Source organism: Ruegeria sp. CE9 (assembly GCF_056537425.1).
This window is the reverse complement of the sequence record NZ_JBQFRO010000005.1, coordinates 183,357-200,417: the sequence shown is the minus strand read 5'-3', so window position 1 is coordinate 200,417 and position 17,061 is coordinate 183,357. Positions and strand designations below refer to the sequence as shown.

Genomic DNA, 17,061 nt, shown 5'->3' with positions numbered 1-17,061 from the left:
GAGCAAACAGCAGGTCTTTGCATGAAACCGCGCGTAACCGGCATATTGGGCGGGATGGGCCCTGAGGCGACAATCCTGTTGCAGCAGCGCGTTCTCGCCACTGTTCAGGCGAAAGACGACGCTGATCACTTGCCGTTGCTGATCGACATGAACCCACAGGTGCCTTCCCGCATCGCACATTTGATCGAAGGTACTGGGGCTGATCCGGGGCCGGTTCTGACCGAAATGGCGCGTGGGCTTGAACAATCTGGGGCAACTGCGCTGGCCATGCCCTGCAACACGGCGCATCACTATGCGGCGCAAATCGAAGAGGCCGTCGCGATTCCTTTTCTGAATATGGTCGACCTGTCCGTAGACCAAGCGGCACAACACTTGCCTGCCGGCAGTCGGGTCGGAATCCTGGCGTCACCAGCGCTGCGCAGGGTGGGCGTATTCAACTCTTCCCTTAATCGCGCGGGGTTTGAACCGGTGTGGCCCGAGGATGAAGACCGAATGCTCGGCACGATCCGGCATATCAAGGCGCAGGGGCCGACCGGCACAGCGCTTCGCACAATTTCTGACGCAGCAAAAGCGCTGTCGGCGCAGGGTGCCAAGCTTTTGTTTGTGGCCTGTTCCGAGTTCTCTTTGCTAACCCGCGACTTGCCCCAAACCGTTCCAATCATCGACACGGTTGACGTTCTGGCTGACGCCATCCACACCCATTCTCTGACGCGTTGAGGTTACCCATGGCCGTCACATATCTGAAAACCGCCCTGCCCCGGCCCGATGCCGAGAATTCGGACATCCGCGATATCGTCGCGATCATGCTGTCCAATATCGAGCGTGAGGGTGAAGATGCCGTTCGACGCTATGCCGGAAAGCTCGATGGCTGGAACGGAGACTTCGTTCTGTCTGATGAAGAACGCCAGGCCGCCTGTGCGCGCGTGCCTGAACAAGTCAAAGACGATATTCGCTTTGCCCATGCAAATATCCGACGCTTTGCCGAAGCGCAGATGACAACGATCAGCGAGTGCGAAATTGAGGTCATCCCGGGCCTGATTGCAGGACAAAAGCAGATCCCCGTCTCCAGCGCTGGGTGTTATGTTCCCGGCGGTCGCTATAGCCACATCGCAAGTGCGTTGATGACGATCACAACGGCGAAAGTGGCCGGGGTGCCCCATATCACTGCGGTTTCACCTCCGCGCCCCGGCACAGGCATCCCTGATGCAATCATTTATGCGATGGACCTAAGTGGCGCGGACCTAATCCTGAACCTGGGAGGCGTACAAGGGATTGCCGCGATGGCCCACGGCATGTTCGGTGCGCGCCCTGCCGACATTCTTGTGGGCCCCGGAAACTCCTACGTCGCTGAAGCCAAACGTATGCTGTTCGGCAAGGTCGGCATTGATATGTTTGCCGGCCCCACGGATTCACTTGTTATTGCAGATCATACCGCTTCGATCGAAACCGTCGCCTGGGATCTGGTTAGCCAGGCTGAGCACGGCGTTGATAGCCCGGTCTGGTTGGTCAGCACCGACAAAACGCTCGCCCGAGGTGTCATTGCGCGGTCTGATGCGCTGATCAATATGCTCCCCGAGCCGAACGCCACAGCAGCGCGCACAGCATGGCGCGACAGGGCCGAGGTCATCCTGTGCGATACGCGCGAAGAGGCCGCAAAAGTGGCCGATGACTACGCGCCCGAGCATCTGCAGGTGATCGCTGAAGACTTGGATTGGTGGCTAAATCGGCTGTCAGCCTACGGGTCACTGTTTCTGGGTGCCGAGACAACGGTTCCATTCGGTGACAAGACCTCTGGGCCAAATCATGTCTTGCCAACAAGCGGGGCGGCCCGATATACCGGCGGATTGTCCGTGCACAAGTTCACCAAAACGGTGACATGGCAGCGCTGCACCCCACAAGCTTCGTATGAGCTTGCAGAACGCACCGCCAGGATTAGCCGCATGGAAGGCATGGAAGGCCACGCGCGTGCGGCAGAGATGCGGTTGTCCAAAGTGTGCTAATCTTGGACAACAGTTGAAAAAAGCTGGTTTCACCGCATAACGAATGGATCGGGGATCGGGTCGTCGCTGGTACGAAGCCAGACCGACTTGACCCGCGTGTAATCTAGCGCCGCCTGTAAACCCCCCTCGCGCCCGTGTCCAGATAGTCCATGGCCGCCGAACGGAGCAATCGGACTGACCGCCCGATAGGTGTTAACCCATACGATCCCTGCCCGCAGGTTCCGGATCATGCGATGGGCACGGGTCAGGTCTTTGGTAAAGACACCAGACGCCAGTCCAAATGCAGTGTCATTGGCGATCTGAACCGCCTGCGCTTCAGTTTTGAAACTGGCAACCGAAAGGATCGGGCCAAAGGCTTCACGCGTCAGGCAAGGCGCATCTGGCGCATCCGTGCAATCGATGATGGTTGGTGGGAAATAATTCCCGTCGCGGCCCAAAGGCTGTCCGCCGATTATCACGTTGGCTCCCGCAGCGATAGATTCTGCAACCAGTTCCGTGGCCGTCGCCAACTGGGCTTGGGTACACAGCGGTCCGACCTCTGTCTGGGGGTCGTCAGGCGCACCGATCACGATCTCACCCGCTTTTTCCGTAAGCCGGGTCAGAAACTCGTTCTTGATCTTGTCGGCGATCACCAGCCGCGATCCAGCGACGCAGCTTTGACCGGTCGCGGCGAAGATTCCCGATATCTGAGCGTTTACGGCACTTTCGATATGGGCATCTTCGAAAACAATGAACGGGGATTTTCCACCCAGTTCCAGCGACGTCGACGCAAGGTTTTCCGCCGAGTTGCGCACGATGTGCCGCGCCGTATCCGGACCGCCGGTGAAGGCGACATGATCGACATCCGGATGGCTGGTCAGAACAGCTCCGCATTCCGGCCCAAAGCCGGTGATGACATTCAAAACTCCAGGTGGAAAGCCTGCCTGATCGAAGATACGCGCAAACTCCAACATCGGGGCCGGGCCGTCTTCCGAGGCTTTCAGGACAACCGTACAGCCCGCGGCCAACGCGGGTCCAATCTTGACGGCAGACAGGAACAGTTGCGAATTCCATGGCACCACTGCGGCCACCACGCCGACCGGTTCGCGGCGCAGCCAAACTTCCATATCCGGCTTGTCGATCGGCAAGTATGCCCCTTCGATCTTGTCCGCCAGCCCTGCATAATAGCGATAATAATCCGCAACATACGCGATCTGAGCGGATGTTTCGCGTATGATTTTGCCGGTATCGCGCGTTTCAAGTTCGGCTAGGGTCTGAGCGTTCTCGGCCACCAGATCGGCCAGCCGATACAGCAGCTTGCCACGCGCCGTCGCCGTCATATTCGCCCAATCGGGCGCAGACAGTGCCGAACGTGCGGCGTTGACCGCGGCATTCACATCGTCGGTTCTTGCTTCGGGCATCTTCGCCCATGCGGTACCCGTCGCTGGATCGATGCTGTCGAACTGAGCAGCCCCGTCCGAAAACGCGCCGCCGATATAGTGCTGAAACTGCCGCATAGTCTCTCCTTAGGCGAAGGCGGGCATGACGTCCGAAATGAAACGCTCAAGCGAGGCTTTCTTGCGCTCAAAGCTCATCCCGCTGTCGATCCAGAAAGAATATTCGTCATATCCAAGATCGCGATAGCCCTTGATGCGTTCGATTGCTTTGTCAGGCGTGGCGATCACGTTATCCCGGATCATCGCCTCGGGCGAATAGAAGGGGTGGTTGGCGATGTCTTTATCGCTCAGCGTTTGGATCAGACCCTGCGACACTGGGCGCTCGTTTTTGAACCACGCACCGAAATAGCAATAAAAGCGGTTGATCTCTTCGGCCGCACGGCGGGCATCTGCTTCATCCGCGGCAATATAAGTATGGTTCAGCAGCATGATTTCAGGGCGTGGAACGCTCGGGAATTTGGCGCAGGCGGCGTTGAACGTATCCATCAACCGAGTGATCTCTTCATCACCCTGCCACAGTGGAGTGACCTGTACATGGCAACCGTTCGAGACCGCAAACTCATGACTGTTGGGATCGCGCGCAGCGACCCAGATTGGGGGCCCGTTTTGTTGTAGGGGTTTGGGCGAAGAGGTGGTGGCCGGAAACGAATGGAATTCCCCCTCAAGCGCATAGTTACCTTCCCAAAGACCGCGCAACGCCGGAACAAGCTCGCGCATGCGCTGACCAGCCTCCCACGCATCCAGACCCGGCACCATCCGCTCGTATTCATAGCTGTACGCGCCGCGCGCGATGCCCAGATCCAGACGACCATTCGTGATCATGTCGGTCATCGCGGCCTCTCCGGCCAGCCGGATCGGGTGCCAGAATGGGGCGATAATGGTACCGGTTCCCAGCCGCACATTGGTTGTTTGGCGCGCCAGATCAATCAGGTTCAGAAACGGATTCGGCGAAATGGTGAAATCCATCCCGTGATGTTCGCCCGTCCAGACCGCATGCATGCCACCCGCGTCAGCAATCTTGGCCAGGGCGACAAAGCTCTCATACAGTTCCTGCTGGTCCTGATCGGGTGAGGTGCGCTCCATATGAACGAAAAGCGAAAACCGCATGTCAGTAACCTCCTCGTGTGACGGGGCGAACTTCGCCGCTGTTTTTGTCGCCGTAATAAATGCCGAAATCTCCCAACCGGTTTTCCTCGGACAATCGTTCAAGCATGGTTCGGGTTGCAGAGTCGGATACAGTGCCAAAGGATGCGACGTCGAGCGGGACAAATGTGCCCTTCGTGGGCTCACCATCAGCGGCCTGACACAGGAATGCGATGTGTTGACGCCTTTTCTCTGCATCCTCGTAGACCGAATAAACAAAGCCGGGTTCTGCGGTCAGACCGGTGGACTCGATCAGCTTGCTCAACGCCGCTGATACGCCCTCTGATCCGACCTTTGCATCGGGCAATGCAAACGCACCTTCACCGACATCGATCAGCAGCACCTCGCCGGCGCGCTCGATCAACGCTGAGACGATCAGGCCGGTATCCTGTGTCAAGGCACCTGCGGCTGTTGCTGGTGTCAGATAAGCCCCGCGGACGTATCCAAGGCCGGGCGATGGAGTGTTGTCAAAGGCTTTGACCTCGCCGATCAGGATCACGTGATCTCCGGCCTCCACCGTTTTGTGCATGGCGCAGTCGAACCAGGCCGACGAGCCGTCGATCAGTGGTGACCCTGCCGGCCCTTGTCGCCATTTGACGCTTGCAAACCGGTCCTCGGCAGGCCGGGCGAATGTATTGGACACTTCGATCTGAGTTTCTGAGAGGATATTTACGGCAAACCCGTCGGCGGCAATCAGTGCATCATAGTTCTTTGAACTGTTGGCGAGGCAAACTAGAACAAGCGGCGGGTCAAGCGAAACAGAAGTGAAAGAATTAGCGGTAAATCCGATCGGGCGACCTTGGACATCATGCGATGTCACCACCGTGACACCTGTCATGAACACACCGAATGCATTGCGCAACGCGCGGGGATCAATTGAGCTCATTGCGCGATCCTTTCTTCGGCTGGCTGGCCGAGCCATTCAACCAGATGCGCCGTAACCAGTTCGGGTGCGGTCAGGTTCACCATATGCCGATGGCCCTGGACCACAACAGCCCGACCATTCTGAACGACAGCGGCCATTGCTTCTGACATCGCCGGGGTGGAATTCGGATCTCCATCACCGGTAAGTGCAAGAAACGGGCACGAAATCCGGTTCATCTTGCTGGAGTAAGTCGCATCACCTTGTGCAAAAGCATTATAGGCGATGGCATAGCCTTCGTGATCTACCGCACCAAGCCACTCCGCAACCTGCGTGCGGGCCGCGAGCTCGCGCGGGGAGTCACCAAACCAGCGAGATAAGGGTGTTTCCAGATCGATCCGACCCGCGCAGATATCGTTGGCGCGTTTGACAACTGCTGCGCGCGCAGAGGCATCGCGGCAATGAACGCCATTCAACAGGGCGGCGCGGCTGGTTTCGCCCGGGAATTCCACCGCAAAACCTGCAGCAATCAAAGACCCCATCGAATGACCGATGAGCGCGACAGGACCCAGTTTCAGGGCGTGGACGACATCATGCAGCCAGTCGACAAAATCCGGCAGTTGGCTTCCGGATGGCAGGCGGTCGCTCCCTCCATGTCCCGGCAAGTCAACTGCGATCACATGGTAATGTCTGCTCAACGCATCGAACTGAGGCCCCCAAGCCGCAGATCGCATTCCAACGCCATGGATCATTAGAACGGGAGGCCCGTTGCCCGCCTCTCTGAACGCAACTGTTTGGCCGGGCTTAGACAGCCGCAGGGTTCTCAACGTCATGGCCCAATTCCTTGATGTCTTTATAGCGATCCCCGATCCGATGGTGGGGACGCCCGCCGATCGATGCGCCCAGAGCAATCAGGATCTCGTCCGCCGCAGGTGCATCCGCAACCGACGTTTGGATCGTAAGGTAGTGAGAGCGACGCCCACCATCATGCTTATCCATCAGCGGGATCAGCAGCGGCGCATTGGCCGGGCCGCGCGTATTGCAGAAGGAAAGGTAGGATTTGGCACCCACTGCTTTTCGATAGTGATTCCCGAAATGCAGCGTATGGATCAAGGCCGATGCATGCTCGACCTCGCCGTTCAGGCCAACAATCGCGGATTTGCCATAGGCCTCCACCTGGTCACCACCACCTGCCGCATCAAGTATCATCCCGGTCAGCAACTCGCCCAGACCGGGTGCGCAATCTCGGATTGCTGGGCCAAGATCTTCGACAAACCCCTGAGCAGCCCATGGGTTCCGAAGCACCGCCATTGCGGCAATCAGTTTCAGCGGTGTGTCCGCAACCTTGCCACCCTCGATCAGAGTGTCTTCGACATGCAAAAGCGTTTTTCGAATTTCGGCGGGCATTGCGATTCCTTTGGAGAACTTTCGATCAGGAATATGGTATACCATCATACCATAAGTCAATCATACTTGTTCCCAACCAATGCCGGAGATATGAAAGCGTTGATGACAAAGACAGACCCCGCCCTGCAAAGGATTGAAAAAGCCCCGCAAACTTTGCGGGATATTGTGCAGGCACGCCTGCGCGAAGCGATCATCGCAGGGCATTTTGCCCCGGGAGAGCGGCTGGTCGAACGCCCGCTTTGCGATCAACTGGGCGTCAGTCGCACAGTCATACGTGAGACAATTCGGTTTCTGGAAGCCGAAGGGTTGGTTGAGATTATCCCTAATCGTGGGCCGATCGTCGCGACACTTAGTTGGGATCAAGCGCGGCAAATCTACGAGATACGCCTACAATTAGAGGGCTCAGCCGCCGCGTCCTGTGCACAAACGTACGAAAAAGGGTTCGAAAAAGATCTGGGTCGGGCGCTTAAGGCGGTGGGCGCCGCACAAAACGACACTGAATGGTCGAACCTGCTGCAGGCCACAACCCGTTTCTATGAATTGATTTTTCAACAGGCCGGGCACAGCATCGCCTGGGATATCGTGCAACGCCTGAACGGCCGGATCAGCCGCCTGCGCGCGTTGACTCTTGCTGCCCAAAATCGAGAGCGCTCGGGGATGAGCCACATGACCGCCATCCATGATGCCATCCTCAGCGGTGATCCGACCAATGCGCGGCAAGCGGTAGAGAGCCATATCGCAGACGCAGCACAAACCGCGCGCGGCTTTTTGGAGAACTCTGAGGCCTGAATAGTCGGCGATTGGTTGAGAATTCCGAGTTTCTATTATCAAAGTTCTCAACATTTACGTAAGTTGACGGGAAACGCTCCTGATACTGAGAAAGAACTTGTATGCCGCGTCACCCTGCTCCGAAGGACCTCAGCCTCAAATGGCTGGAGCTGTTTCAGATATGCGCGCAGAAAGGATCGCTACAAGCGGCCTCAAAAGAAACCGGTCTGACGATTAGCACCGTGTCGCATCACCTGCGCAATCTCGAAGATCATCTGGGCGTTGAGTTGTTCAATCACACGCGCAGGCCAATGGTTCTAACCCCGAAAGGCAGGGCCTTCCTGCGCAATATTGATGATGCACTGCACCTGATCCGAAAAGCCAAGGCCGAGGCATCCGCAGGCAGCATAACCGAGGCCAGTTACCTGCGTTTTGGTACGATCGAGGATTTCGACAGCGACATCATTCCCGAGCTTGCGGTTTATCTGTTCGCAAGCATGCCTGCTTGCGATTTCATGTACCACACGGATTCCAGCCACGCGATTATCGACATGCTGCGTGACCGACAGTTGGATTTGGGAATTTCCACCACGCCCAGTGAACGCATGCGCGATCTGCAAGATCGTCCCTTGCTGCGCGATCCGTTCGTCATCGCTTTGCCCAAGGTGAGTGACGAGTCGCTGGCAGATATTGTAGAGGGGCGAACCAAGCTGCCCTTCTTGCGATACTCAAGCAACTTGTACATCGCGCGCCAGATTGAATCGCAACTACGCCGGATGGGCATTTCAGCCTCTCAAAGATTCGAATGCAGCAATAACCAGACGATGATGTCGATGGTGTCTGCCGGGGCAGGATGGACCATCACGACTCCGCTGCTGTACTCTCGGGCAAAACGTTTTCAATCAAAGCTGCGCGTGCACCCGTTTCCGGGCAAAAGCTTTGCTCGTACTTTGGCGTTGGTCGCGACGCCGGATTGTTCAAGGTCGGTGATCGAGCTTGTTGATACCAAAACCCGATCTCTGATCAGTGACCGTATCATCGCCCCGCTGCACGCTGATATTCCGTGGCTTGCGGACAGTTTCAAGTTGGTCGAGTAGCAATCGGTCAGCCTTCAAAGAATGTTGAAGCGATCCCGGATTTGCCGGTCCTGTTCATCAGTTAGATATGCAGGCGTATGCGTTTGCAAAATTTCTTGGGCCCGATAACGTGCGCGGGTCCAGGCATCCTGCCCACCGTTTTCCGCCCAGGTTCGGGGCTCATCCCTGTCCGCAAGTGAAGGATAGAAGTAATCCCGCTCCATTGCAGCAAAGGTATGCTGACCGCCCAGAAAATGCCCCTCGCCCAGCACCGCTTCGCAGATCGCATCAAAGCCCAGATTGTCCTCTGTCACTTCAATGCCTCGCAACGCGCGGTAGGTGTGAGAGTGCATCTCATCATCCAAAACAAATGCCTCGAAGCTTGCCCCCAGCAATGATGCTGTCATGCCTGAGCTTTCGTAGATCAAATTGCCGCCCGCCAGCGCTGCCGCCATTGAGGTCAGGCCCTTTTCCATCCCGTATTGGGCATCGATGGCTTTGGCATCACTCATGGAACACGCCACGCCCGAGGGCAGTCCAAGCCAGTTGGACAACTGGGCGGATGCAGCGTTCAGCACCGCAGTCTCTCCGCTGCCGCCCGAGAATGCGCCGGTTCGAAGGTCAATGACCAAAGGCCAGTTCGAAAAGATCATTGGAAACCCGGGCTGAATTGCGTGGACCATCACCAGACTGGCCAGTGTTTCAGCAAGTGATTGTGCAAGAAAACCTGCCAACGTCGCTGGGGCAGTCGCGCCAGCCTGCGCGGCGGTGATACAAGAGATCGGGATATTATGTTCGATGCAGGCATAGACCACATCCACCGCATCCTCGCCATATCGCATCGGAGAAATCACGGGGCTGATATGTGCCTTCATGAATGGGCGCCTTGCGAATTCACCGGGACCTCCGGCCGCGATGTCAAGCATCTCAACAATCGGCGCAACATGCTCAGCTATTGTGAACGACGTTGCCGTGGGTTTTGTGGTGTTTTTCAACAGCGCATAAACGGTGTTCACATCCAGATCGAACGGTTCTTCTAGGTCCGTTGCTACACAACAGCGAGTGAACCAGCTGACATTTTGCAATACGTCTTGAAGGCGGGTGAAATCATGCAGGTCTTGCAAGGTGGAGGGCCGATAGATGCCTCTTTGCAGATCAAGCGTTTGAACCGCCGCCCCACCGGTTCCGAAATAGACACGATTGCCACCAACCTCGATGGATCGGGCTGGATCTCGCCCATGCAGAACGAATGTTTTGGCAGCCTGATCAATGGCCTGCTCAACAAGCTGAGGCGGGAATACTATCCTTCCTTCCCTACTCTCCTGCGCCCCAACCGCCAGCAGATCGTCGCGCAGGCGATCCGGCACCTCGCCGATCCCGAGCTTCTCAAGCAGGTCCAGCGCTGTGCCGTAAATTCGCTCCAGCTCAAATTCTGTCAGCGGTTTGTAGGTGCCACCGGGCTGACCGGGTGGGCAAGGGTCAAGCGCGGGCTTCTTAGCCCGCTGTGCAAGGCGTCCCTTTCGACCGGATCGTTTCGCCTGCGGCGCCGCCATCTGTGATCCTCCAACCGTATCTGGCTTGCCAATACAACCGAACGCTCATCGTGGGTTTCAATCGCATTCGAATTAATACGAGATATTGAGTTTTTATTTTCGATAAGTTGCCACTAATGCATCGCCCCTTGTGGTCGGCTTCGTGGAACAGGCTAATCCCATGCAAACGAGCCGGAGGATTCTTCATGAAATCGCGCACCAAGGTTGTCGTCATTGGCGGCGGTATCGCCGGTTGTTCAACGTTGTACCATCTGACCCAAGAAGGATGGACCGATGTTGTACTTGTCGAACGCAATGAGCTGACCAGTGGTACAACCTGGCATTCGGCCGCGCAGGTGACCAATTTCGGCATGAACCAGACCATGGTCGGGCTAAAGGCCCACTCGATCAACCTGTACAAGGAACTGGCTGAAGACCCGGATTATCCGATCAACTACCACCACGGAGATGGAGGAATCCGACTTGCCAATACGCCTGAGCAGATGCAGGGGTATCACCACTTTACCTCAATGGCGCGCGGCATGGATGTGCATTTTGAAGTTATCGATGCCGAAGAATGCGCGCGCCGACACCCGCTGATTTCGACGGACAACTTGCTGGGTGGCCTCTGGGATCCATTGGATGGCGACATCGATCCGGCTCAGCTGTGTCAGGCGTTGGCGCGGCGTGCGCGAAAGGCCGGGGCAGAAGTTTATCGCAATACTCCGGTTTCAGCGCTGACCCAGCATAAAGACGACACATGGACGGTGCACACGGAACATGGCGACATCGACTGCGATATCGTGGTCAATGCCTGTGGCTATAGGGTCAACGAGGTGGGCGCGATGATGGGGGTGCATCATCCTGTTGCCTCGATGGAGCATCAGTATTTCCTGACCGAAGAGATTGCCGCGATCCGAGACGCCGGACACCGGATGCCCCTGTTGCGCTGCCCGATCAGTGACTATTACTGCCGACAGGAAAAGAACGGGTTGCTGGTCGGGTTCTACGAACAGGATTGCAAAACCTGGGGCATGGACGGGATTGACCCGAACTTTGTCAACGCGCTTTGCCCCGATGATCTGGACCGTGTGACGGACGTGCTGGAAGGCGCGTTTGCCCGTATGCCCGCGCTAATGGAGGTCGGCATCCACACCGTCGTAAACGGGCCGATTACTTACACAATTGACGGCGCACCTTTGGTCGGGCCGATCCCCGGCAAGCGCAACGCCTTCTGTATCATCGGCCTGCGCGCGGGTCTGGGCGAAGGTGGTGGCCATGGCTGGTTGCTGGCACAGCAGATTGTTCACGGCGAAGCCTGCTATGACACCTGGTGCCTTGATCCGCGCCGGTTCACGGGCCACACCAATGTGGAACTGACCGCGCTGAAAGCCATTGAAGACTATCAGAACGAATTCCGCTTCCACTTTCCGCACGAACACCGGCCCGCTGGTCGGCCTGCAAAAACCACTCCGTTAACCCCGATACTCGCCGCCGAAGGGGCTGAGTTCACTGTGGTCAACGGCTGGGAGCGGGTTGACTACATCAAGCCCGCCCCAGACTTTCATCCATCCTTAAGCTTCGATTTTGATGAAACCTTTGATGTCGTAGCGGCAGAGATCGGAAACCTGCAAAGCAGCGTCGGTCTGGCCGAGGTCAACGGCTTCAATCGGTTGGAAATAACCGGGGCCGACCGGCACGCATTTCTGGAGCGGATGATGTGCGGCGCAGTGACGAAGCGCGACGGGCGGGTTGGCCTTGGTTATCTGCTGAACCACCACGGCATGATCAAAGCTGAGGCCACAATCGCCAACCTGCCCGCCAGCGATCGCGGCCCGGCGCGGGTCTGGTACGGCTCAGCAGCGGCCAGTGAGTATCACGACATGGACTGGTTACAGGCACATCTGCGCGGAGGCGAAGATGTGCAAATCCGGCCGCTCACCAATGATCAGACAATATTGATTCTGTCCGGGCCCAAATCCCGCGACGTGCTGTCAGCCTGCGCCCGAGGAGATTGGTCGCGAGACGCCTTTCCATGGCTCTCGGTACGTGAGTGCTTTGTCGGTTTCGCACCGGCAACTGTTCTGAACATCAGCTTCTCAGGGGAGTTGGCTTTCGAGATCCACGTCCCAAATGCTTCGCTCTATTCCGCCTATCTTGCATTGCGAAAGGCGGGTGAAGCTTATGACATGAAGCTGTTCGGTGCTCGTGCCGTCGACTCCATGCGAATGGAAAAGGGCTTCCTGCATTGGAAGGCTGACCTGCTCACTGAATTTGATCCGTTTGAGACGGGTTTGGATCGGTTCGTGAAACTGGAAAAGGGCAATTTCGTGGGCCGGGACGCATTGATGAAACGCCATGAAAACGGCCCGAAAAAGAAACTGGTGAGCCTGAAGCTCGACACGGCCAAAGCGCCTGCGCATGGGGGTGCTTCGTTGATGTCGGAGGGCAAGGTCGTTGGTACAATTACGTCGGGCGAATGGGGCCATCGGACCGGAACGAACCTCGCCTATGGCTTTGTGGACCCGGACGTTTCGGAACTTGGTAGCAAGATGCAGCTTGATTTGTGTGGTGAGTTGGTCGGCGTCGAAGTGATCGCGCCGTCCCCTTATGACCCGGACTTGTCGCGCGTGCGCAGCTAACTTCGGCTGCGAAACGCTGTCGGAGGTTGCCCGAACTGCGCCCGAAACGCCCGCGTCATGGCGCTTGGGTTTTCGTACCCGCAGCGGCTGGCAATTTCGGCGACGGATTGTTGCGTTTCGACGGCCAACTTACGCGCAAGGTTCAGACGCAATCGACGATAGAGCGCCTGCGGTGTTACGCCCATCTCGGCCAGCACGCGAATTTCAACGGTCTTTTGCGAACAGCCCAGCTGTCGCGCTATGTCCTTGATCAAAAGTGGGGCGTCCAAGGTGTTCTGCATCAGGTCAAGTACCCGGTTCACCAACCTGTCTTCGGATTTAATCTGCGGCGAAGCAGAGTTTGGCTCACCACGGTTCATCAGAAGATGGGCGACCTCCATTGACAGCAATGGCCCATGATCCGCGAGGATCAGCGCTGCGGCCAGATCGTATGCGGCCATAGCGCCCGAGCACGTGATGCGCTTACGATCGATCACGAAGCGTTCTTGAACCACCTCGACATCTGGAAATGCCTCTTCGAACCGCGAAAGTTCATCCCAATGAATGGTTGCGCGATGCCCCTCGAGCAGGCCAGCATCAGCAAGCAACCAGCTTCCGGTATCCAGACCTGCCAGCCGGGAATGTCGGGTAGCAACCCGACGCAAAGCACGCAGCGTATCAGAGACGGAATGCTCCAGAAATCCGTATGACGGCATGACGATCAGCGTATCACCCGCCGCATCCCTCATCGCACCCTGAGGTGCCACTTGCAGTCCACTGGAGCTTTGAACAGGCGCGCCATCCGGCGAATAGAACTGCCAAGCATATAGATACTGACCCGCCAAAGTGTTCGCGGCGCGCAGCGGCTCGACCATGTTGGCAAGGCATAGGTTCGAGAACCCGTCGAACAGCAAAAAGTTATAGGTCTGAGTCAATTTATTCTAATCCTGCACGATAATTCACGAATACCGCATGTCAAATGCGCGAACAATGCGGTTTCCTTCCCATTCAGACATCTAGGGAATCCGCGCTATGCAATTTGGCTTATCTGAAGAACAGGATATGATCGTCTCGACCGTGCGCAGCTTTGTCGAGAATGAAATCTATCCGCACGAGGCCGAGGTTGAACGGACCGGTCAGGTGCCGCTGGAACTGGGCGAAGAGATCAAGCGGAAATGTATCGATCTCGGGTTTTATGCCTGCAACTTCCCTGAAGAGGTCGGCGGTGCGGGTCTGTCCCACCTCGATTTCACTCTGGTCGAGCGTGAGCTTGGTCGCGGTTCGATGGCTTTGACCCATTTCTTCGGTCGCCCACAGAATATCCTGATGGCATGCAACGACGAGCAGCGCGAACGCTATCTGTTGCCGGCCGTGCGCGGCGAGAAGATGGACGCACTTGCGATGACCGAACCGGATGCGGGCTCGGACGTGCGGGGAATGAAATGTCAGGCCGTAAAGGATGGCGGCGACTGGGTCGTCAACGGATCAAAGCACTTCATTTCAGGCGCAGAGCACGCAGATTTCTTTATCGTGTTCATCGCGACCGGAGTGGACGAGACCCCGAAAGGCCCAAAGAAACGCATCACCACATTCCTTGTAGATCGCGGCACGCCGGGCTTTGAAGTGCGCGAGGGGTATAATTCGGTCAGCCACAAAGGATACAAGAATTATATTCTGTACTTCGACAATTGCCGCCTGCCAGATGCGCAGGTTTTGGGCGAGGTCGACGGCGGTTTCGCAGTAATGAACGAATGGCTTTATGCGACACGCCTAACAGTTGCCGCCTTCTCGGTAGGACGGGCGCGACGCTGTTTTGACTATGCGTTGAATTATGCGGCTGAGCGTAAGCAGTTCGGCCAGCCGATTGGTAAGTTCCAGGGCGTCAGCTTTCAAATCGCGGACATGATCACCGAAATTGACGCCGCCGACTGGTTAACCCTGTCAGCCGCGTGGCGTCTGGACCAGAACCTGCCATCGAACCGTGAAATTGCTTCGGCCAAACTGTACGCCTCTGAAATGCTGGCGCGGGTAACGGACACGACGTTGCAGATATATGGCGGTATGGGTCTGATGGATGACTTCCCGATCGAGCGGTTCTGGCGCGATGCCCGGGTTGAGCGCATCTGGGATGGCACCAGCGAAATCCAACGTCATATTATCAGCCGCGATCTGCTGCGGCCTCTGGGTGCCTGAGGCGTCAATGAACAAAGACATCTCTCGCCTTCTGCGACCAAGCTCCATCGCCGTGATCGGCGGTGGCACATGGTGCCAACAGATTGTTTTGCAATCTGAACGTATGGGCTATGCGGGGAAGATTTGGCCCGTGCATCCCAAAGCGGATGAAATCGCCGGTCACAAAGCCTATGCACGGTTAGCAGACCTGCCTTCGGCTCCGGATGCGGCCTTTGTTGGCATCAACCGCCACGCGACGCTTGAGGCGGTTCGGGTTCTGTCGGGCATGGGCAGCGGCGGGGCAGTTTGCTTTGCCTCAGGCTTTTCGGAAGCTGTGGCTGAGGACGAGACGGGTGGAGACCTGCAATCCGAGCTGATCAAGGCAGCAGGAAGCATGCCCATTCTTGGGCCGAACTGCTATGGCTTTATCAATGCGCTGGACGGTGCGCTGTTGTGGCCCGACCAGCATGGGGCGTCGCGCGTGGATCGCGGCGTTGCCATTCTGACCCAAAGCTCGAACATCTCAATCAACCTGACGATGCAGCGACGTGCTCTGCCAATTGCCTATATGGTGGCCTGCGGGAACATGGCGCAGACCAGCCAGGCCGAGATTGCGATGGCGTTGATCGATGACTCGCGGGTCACGGCGGTTGGTCTGCATATCGAAGGATTCAAGGATATCCGCGAATGGGAAACTCTGGCTGCCAAGGCCTATGAAAAAGGAGTTCCCCTGATCGCGCTCAAGGTTGGTGTGTCCGAACAGGCGCAAGCGGCAACGGTTTCACATACAGCGTCACTGGCGGGCAGCGATGCGGGTGCGCAAGCGTTATTGAATCGACTCGGCATCCCGCGCTTGTCTTCCCTGCCTGAGTTTCTGGAAACACTGAAGCTGCTGCATTGTTGTGGACCACTGTCAGGCACCAATATTGCTTCGATCAGCTGTTCAGGTGGTGAAGCCAGTCTAGTCGCAGACATGGCGGTGGGCACCGGGCTTACATTTCCGAAGCTGACCAAAGACAAACAAACCCAACTGCGGGACGCGCTTGGTCCGATGGTCGCGCTGAACAACCCGCTGGACTATCACACATATATCTGGCGCGATGAAGAAGCGATGGCGAAAGCCTGGGCCGGGATGACCGGGGAAGACATCGATCTGACCATTTCGATCGTGGATTACCCAACCACCGATTCAACGGATTGGGCTTGTGCGACGCGCGCAGCCCTAAAGGTGCGAGAAGAGACAGATGCGCGCTTTGCCGTGGCCTCTACCCTGCCCGAGTTGCTGCCCGACGATGTTGCGCAAGCTTTGATGGCGGGTGGAGTAGTACCGTTTATGGGCCTACGCGAAGCGCTTGCCGCCATACGTGCGGCGGCTCAGATCGCGCCGCCAGCAACGGACCAACTTTGCTTGCCGGGCGGGCAAGAAGCCAACCGCACTTTGACCGAAGCGGAAGCCAAACAGGCGCTGGTTGGACATGGTTTGCGTGTACCTCGGAACCGTTCGATCCTTTGCGCAGAAGATGCGATTCAGGCCGCCCACGAGATGGAGGCCCCATTCGCCGTCAAAGGCGTTGGTCTTGCCCACAAGTCTGAGCATGCCGCAGTGAGATTGGGTGTGCCGGCCTCTGATGTGGCGAAAGTTGCGGCAGAGATTGGAACCGACGAGATTCTCATCGAAGAGATGGTCACCGATGCCGTGGCCGAACTGCTGGTCGGTGTTGTGCGCGATCCCGCCCATGGGTTTGTTCTGACCCTCGGCGCGGGTGGCGTCCTGACCGAGATATTGCGCGATACCGCATCGCTGCTGATCCCGGCGACCTCGGACGACATTCGCGAGGCGCTTGGCGCGCTGAAAATCGCACCTCTTCTATCTGGCTATCGTGGTCAGCCAGCGGCTGATCTGGATGAAATTATCAATGCTGTTCTGGCCGTTCAGAGCTATGTCGTGCAACATGCCGATACGCTCGGAGAGGTCGAAATCAACCCGCTTCTCTGCACGCCGACCAAGGCGGTTGCAGTGGACGCCCTTATCAGAAAGGCCTGA

Annotated in this window: 14 protein-coding genes; 7 read left to right on the top strand and 7 right to left on the bottom strand. The window is 57.2% G+C overall.

What is annotated here, in order from left to right; translation table 11 throughout:
- Window positions 1-21 precede the first annotated feature (21 nt).
- Both cuyB and hisD read left to right on the top strand, forming a co-directional pair.
- Window positions 22-717, top strand: a complete 696-nt coding sequence (gene cuyB, locus ACR0B3_RS11995) for a cysteate racemase (protein WP_480809282.1) — start codon at window positions 22-24, stop codon at window positions 715-717.
- A gap of 8 nt (window positions 718-725) precedes the next feature.
- Entirely contained in the window at window positions 726-2,000 is a 1,275-nt protein-coding gene (hisD, locus tag ACR0B3_RS11990) for a histidinol dehydrogenase (protein WP_480809281.1), read from the top strand.
- A gap of 29 nt (window positions 2,001-2,029) precedes the next feature.
- Here the strand turns inward: hisD and ACR0B3_RS11985 are convergent, their stop codons facing one another.
- The 5 genes from ACR0B3_RS11985 to ACR0B3_RS11965 are packed head-to-tail and all read right to left on the bottom strand — an operon-like array spanning window position 2,030 to window position 6,848.
- The gene (locus ACR0B3_RS11985) at window positions 2,030-3,496 is read right to left on the bottom strand and encodes an aldehyde dehydrogenase (protein ID WP_480809280.1); all 1,467 of its coding nucleotides are present in this window, start codon (window positions 3,494-3,496) and stop codon (window positions 2,030-2,032) included.
- 9 nt (window positions 3,497-3,505) lie between these two features.
- A complete protein-coding gene (locus ACR0B3_RS11980) occupies window positions 3,506-4,543 on the bottom strand; it encodes an LLM class flavin-dependent oxidoreductase (RefSeq protein ID WP_480809279.1) in 1,038 nt (345 codons plus the stop codon).
- Window position 4,544: 1 nt separating this feature from the next.
- Entirely contained in the window at window positions 4,545-5,465 is a 921-nt protein-coding gene (locus tag ACR0B3_RS11975; RefSeq protein WP_480809278.1) for a flavin reductase, read from the bottom strand.
- Window positions 5,462-6,274 (bottom strand): alpha/beta fold hydrolase, encoded by an 813-nt coding sequence (locus ACR0B3_RS11970; protein WP_480809277.1) that lies wholly within the window; start codon window positions 6,272-6,274, stop codon window positions 5,462-5,464. The genes ACR0B3_RS11975 and ACR0B3_RS11970 overlap by 4 nt, the downstream gene beginning before the upstream one ends.
- Window positions 6,246-6,848: an amino acid synthesis family protein gene (locus ACR0B3_RS11965; protein WP_480809276.1), complete on the bottom strand. Its 603-nt coding sequence runs from the start codon at window positions 6,846-6,848 to the stop codon at window positions 6,246-6,248. Before ACR0B3_RS11965 ends, ACR0B3_RS11970 begins: the two co-directional genes overlap by 29 nt.
- A 102-nt stretch (window positions 6,849-6,950) precedes the next feature.
- Here ACR0B3_RS11965 and ACR0B3_RS11960 point away from each other — a divergent pair, with 102 nt between their 5' ends.
- Both ACR0B3_RS11960 and ACR0B3_RS11955 read left to right on the top strand, forming a co-directional pair.
- The gene (locus ACR0B3_RS11960) at window positions 6,951-7,637 is read left to right on the top strand and encodes a GntR family transcriptional regulator (RefSeq protein WP_480809275.1); all 687 of its coding nucleotides are present in this window, start codon (window positions 6,951-6,953) and stop codon (window positions 7,635-7,637) included.
- Between the two features lie 101 nt (window positions 7,638-7,738).
- Entirely contained in the window at window positions 7,739-8,713 is a 975-nt protein-coding gene (locus ACR0B3_RS11955) for a LysR family transcriptional regulator (RefSeq protein ID WP_170759813.1), read from the top strand.
- Between the two features lie 14 nt (window positions 8,714-8,727).
- Here the strand turns inward: ACR0B3_RS11955 and ACR0B3_RS11950 are convergent, their stop codons facing one another.
- Complete coding sequence (locus tag ACR0B3_RS11950; protein WP_480809274.1) at window positions 8,728-10,245, bottom strand: trimethylamine methyltransferase family protein; 1,518 nt, start codon at window positions 10,243-10,245, stop codon at window positions 8,728-8,730.
- 185 nt (window positions 10,246-10,430) lie between these two features.
- On the opposite strand from ACR0B3_RS11950, the gene ACR0B3_RS11945 reads away from it, so the two are divergent.
- Window positions 10,431-12,866, top strand: coding sequence for a GcvT family protein (locus ACR0B3_RS11945; protein WP_480809273.1), 2,436 nt, complete (start codon window positions 10,431-10,433; stop codon window positions 12,864-12,866).
- Here ACR0B3_RS11945 and ACR0B3_RS11940 read toward each other — a convergent pair.
- Window positions 12,863-13,780, bottom strand: coding sequence for a GlxA family transcriptional regulator (locus ACR0B3_RS11940; protein ID WP_480809272.1), 918 nt, complete (start codon window positions 13,778-13,780; stop codon window positions 12,863-12,865). The genes ACR0B3_RS11945 and ACR0B3_RS11940 overlap by 4 nt on opposite strands.
- Window positions 13,781-13,877: 97 nt before the next feature.
- On the opposite strand from ACR0B3_RS11940, the gene ACR0B3_RS11935 reads away from it, so the two are divergent.
- Window positions 13,878-15,038, top strand: coding sequence for an acyl-CoA dehydrogenase family protein (locus ACR0B3_RS11935; protein ID WP_480809271.1), 1,161 nt, complete (start codon window positions 13,878-13,880; stop codon window positions 15,036-15,038).
- A 7-nt stretch (window positions 15,039-15,045) separates the two neighbouring features.
- Window positions 15,046-17,061 (top strand): acetate--CoA ligase family protein, encoded by a 2,016-nt coding sequence (locus ACR0B3_RS11930; protein ID WP_480809270.1) that lies wholly within the window; start codon window positions 15,046-15,048, stop codon window positions 17,059-17,061.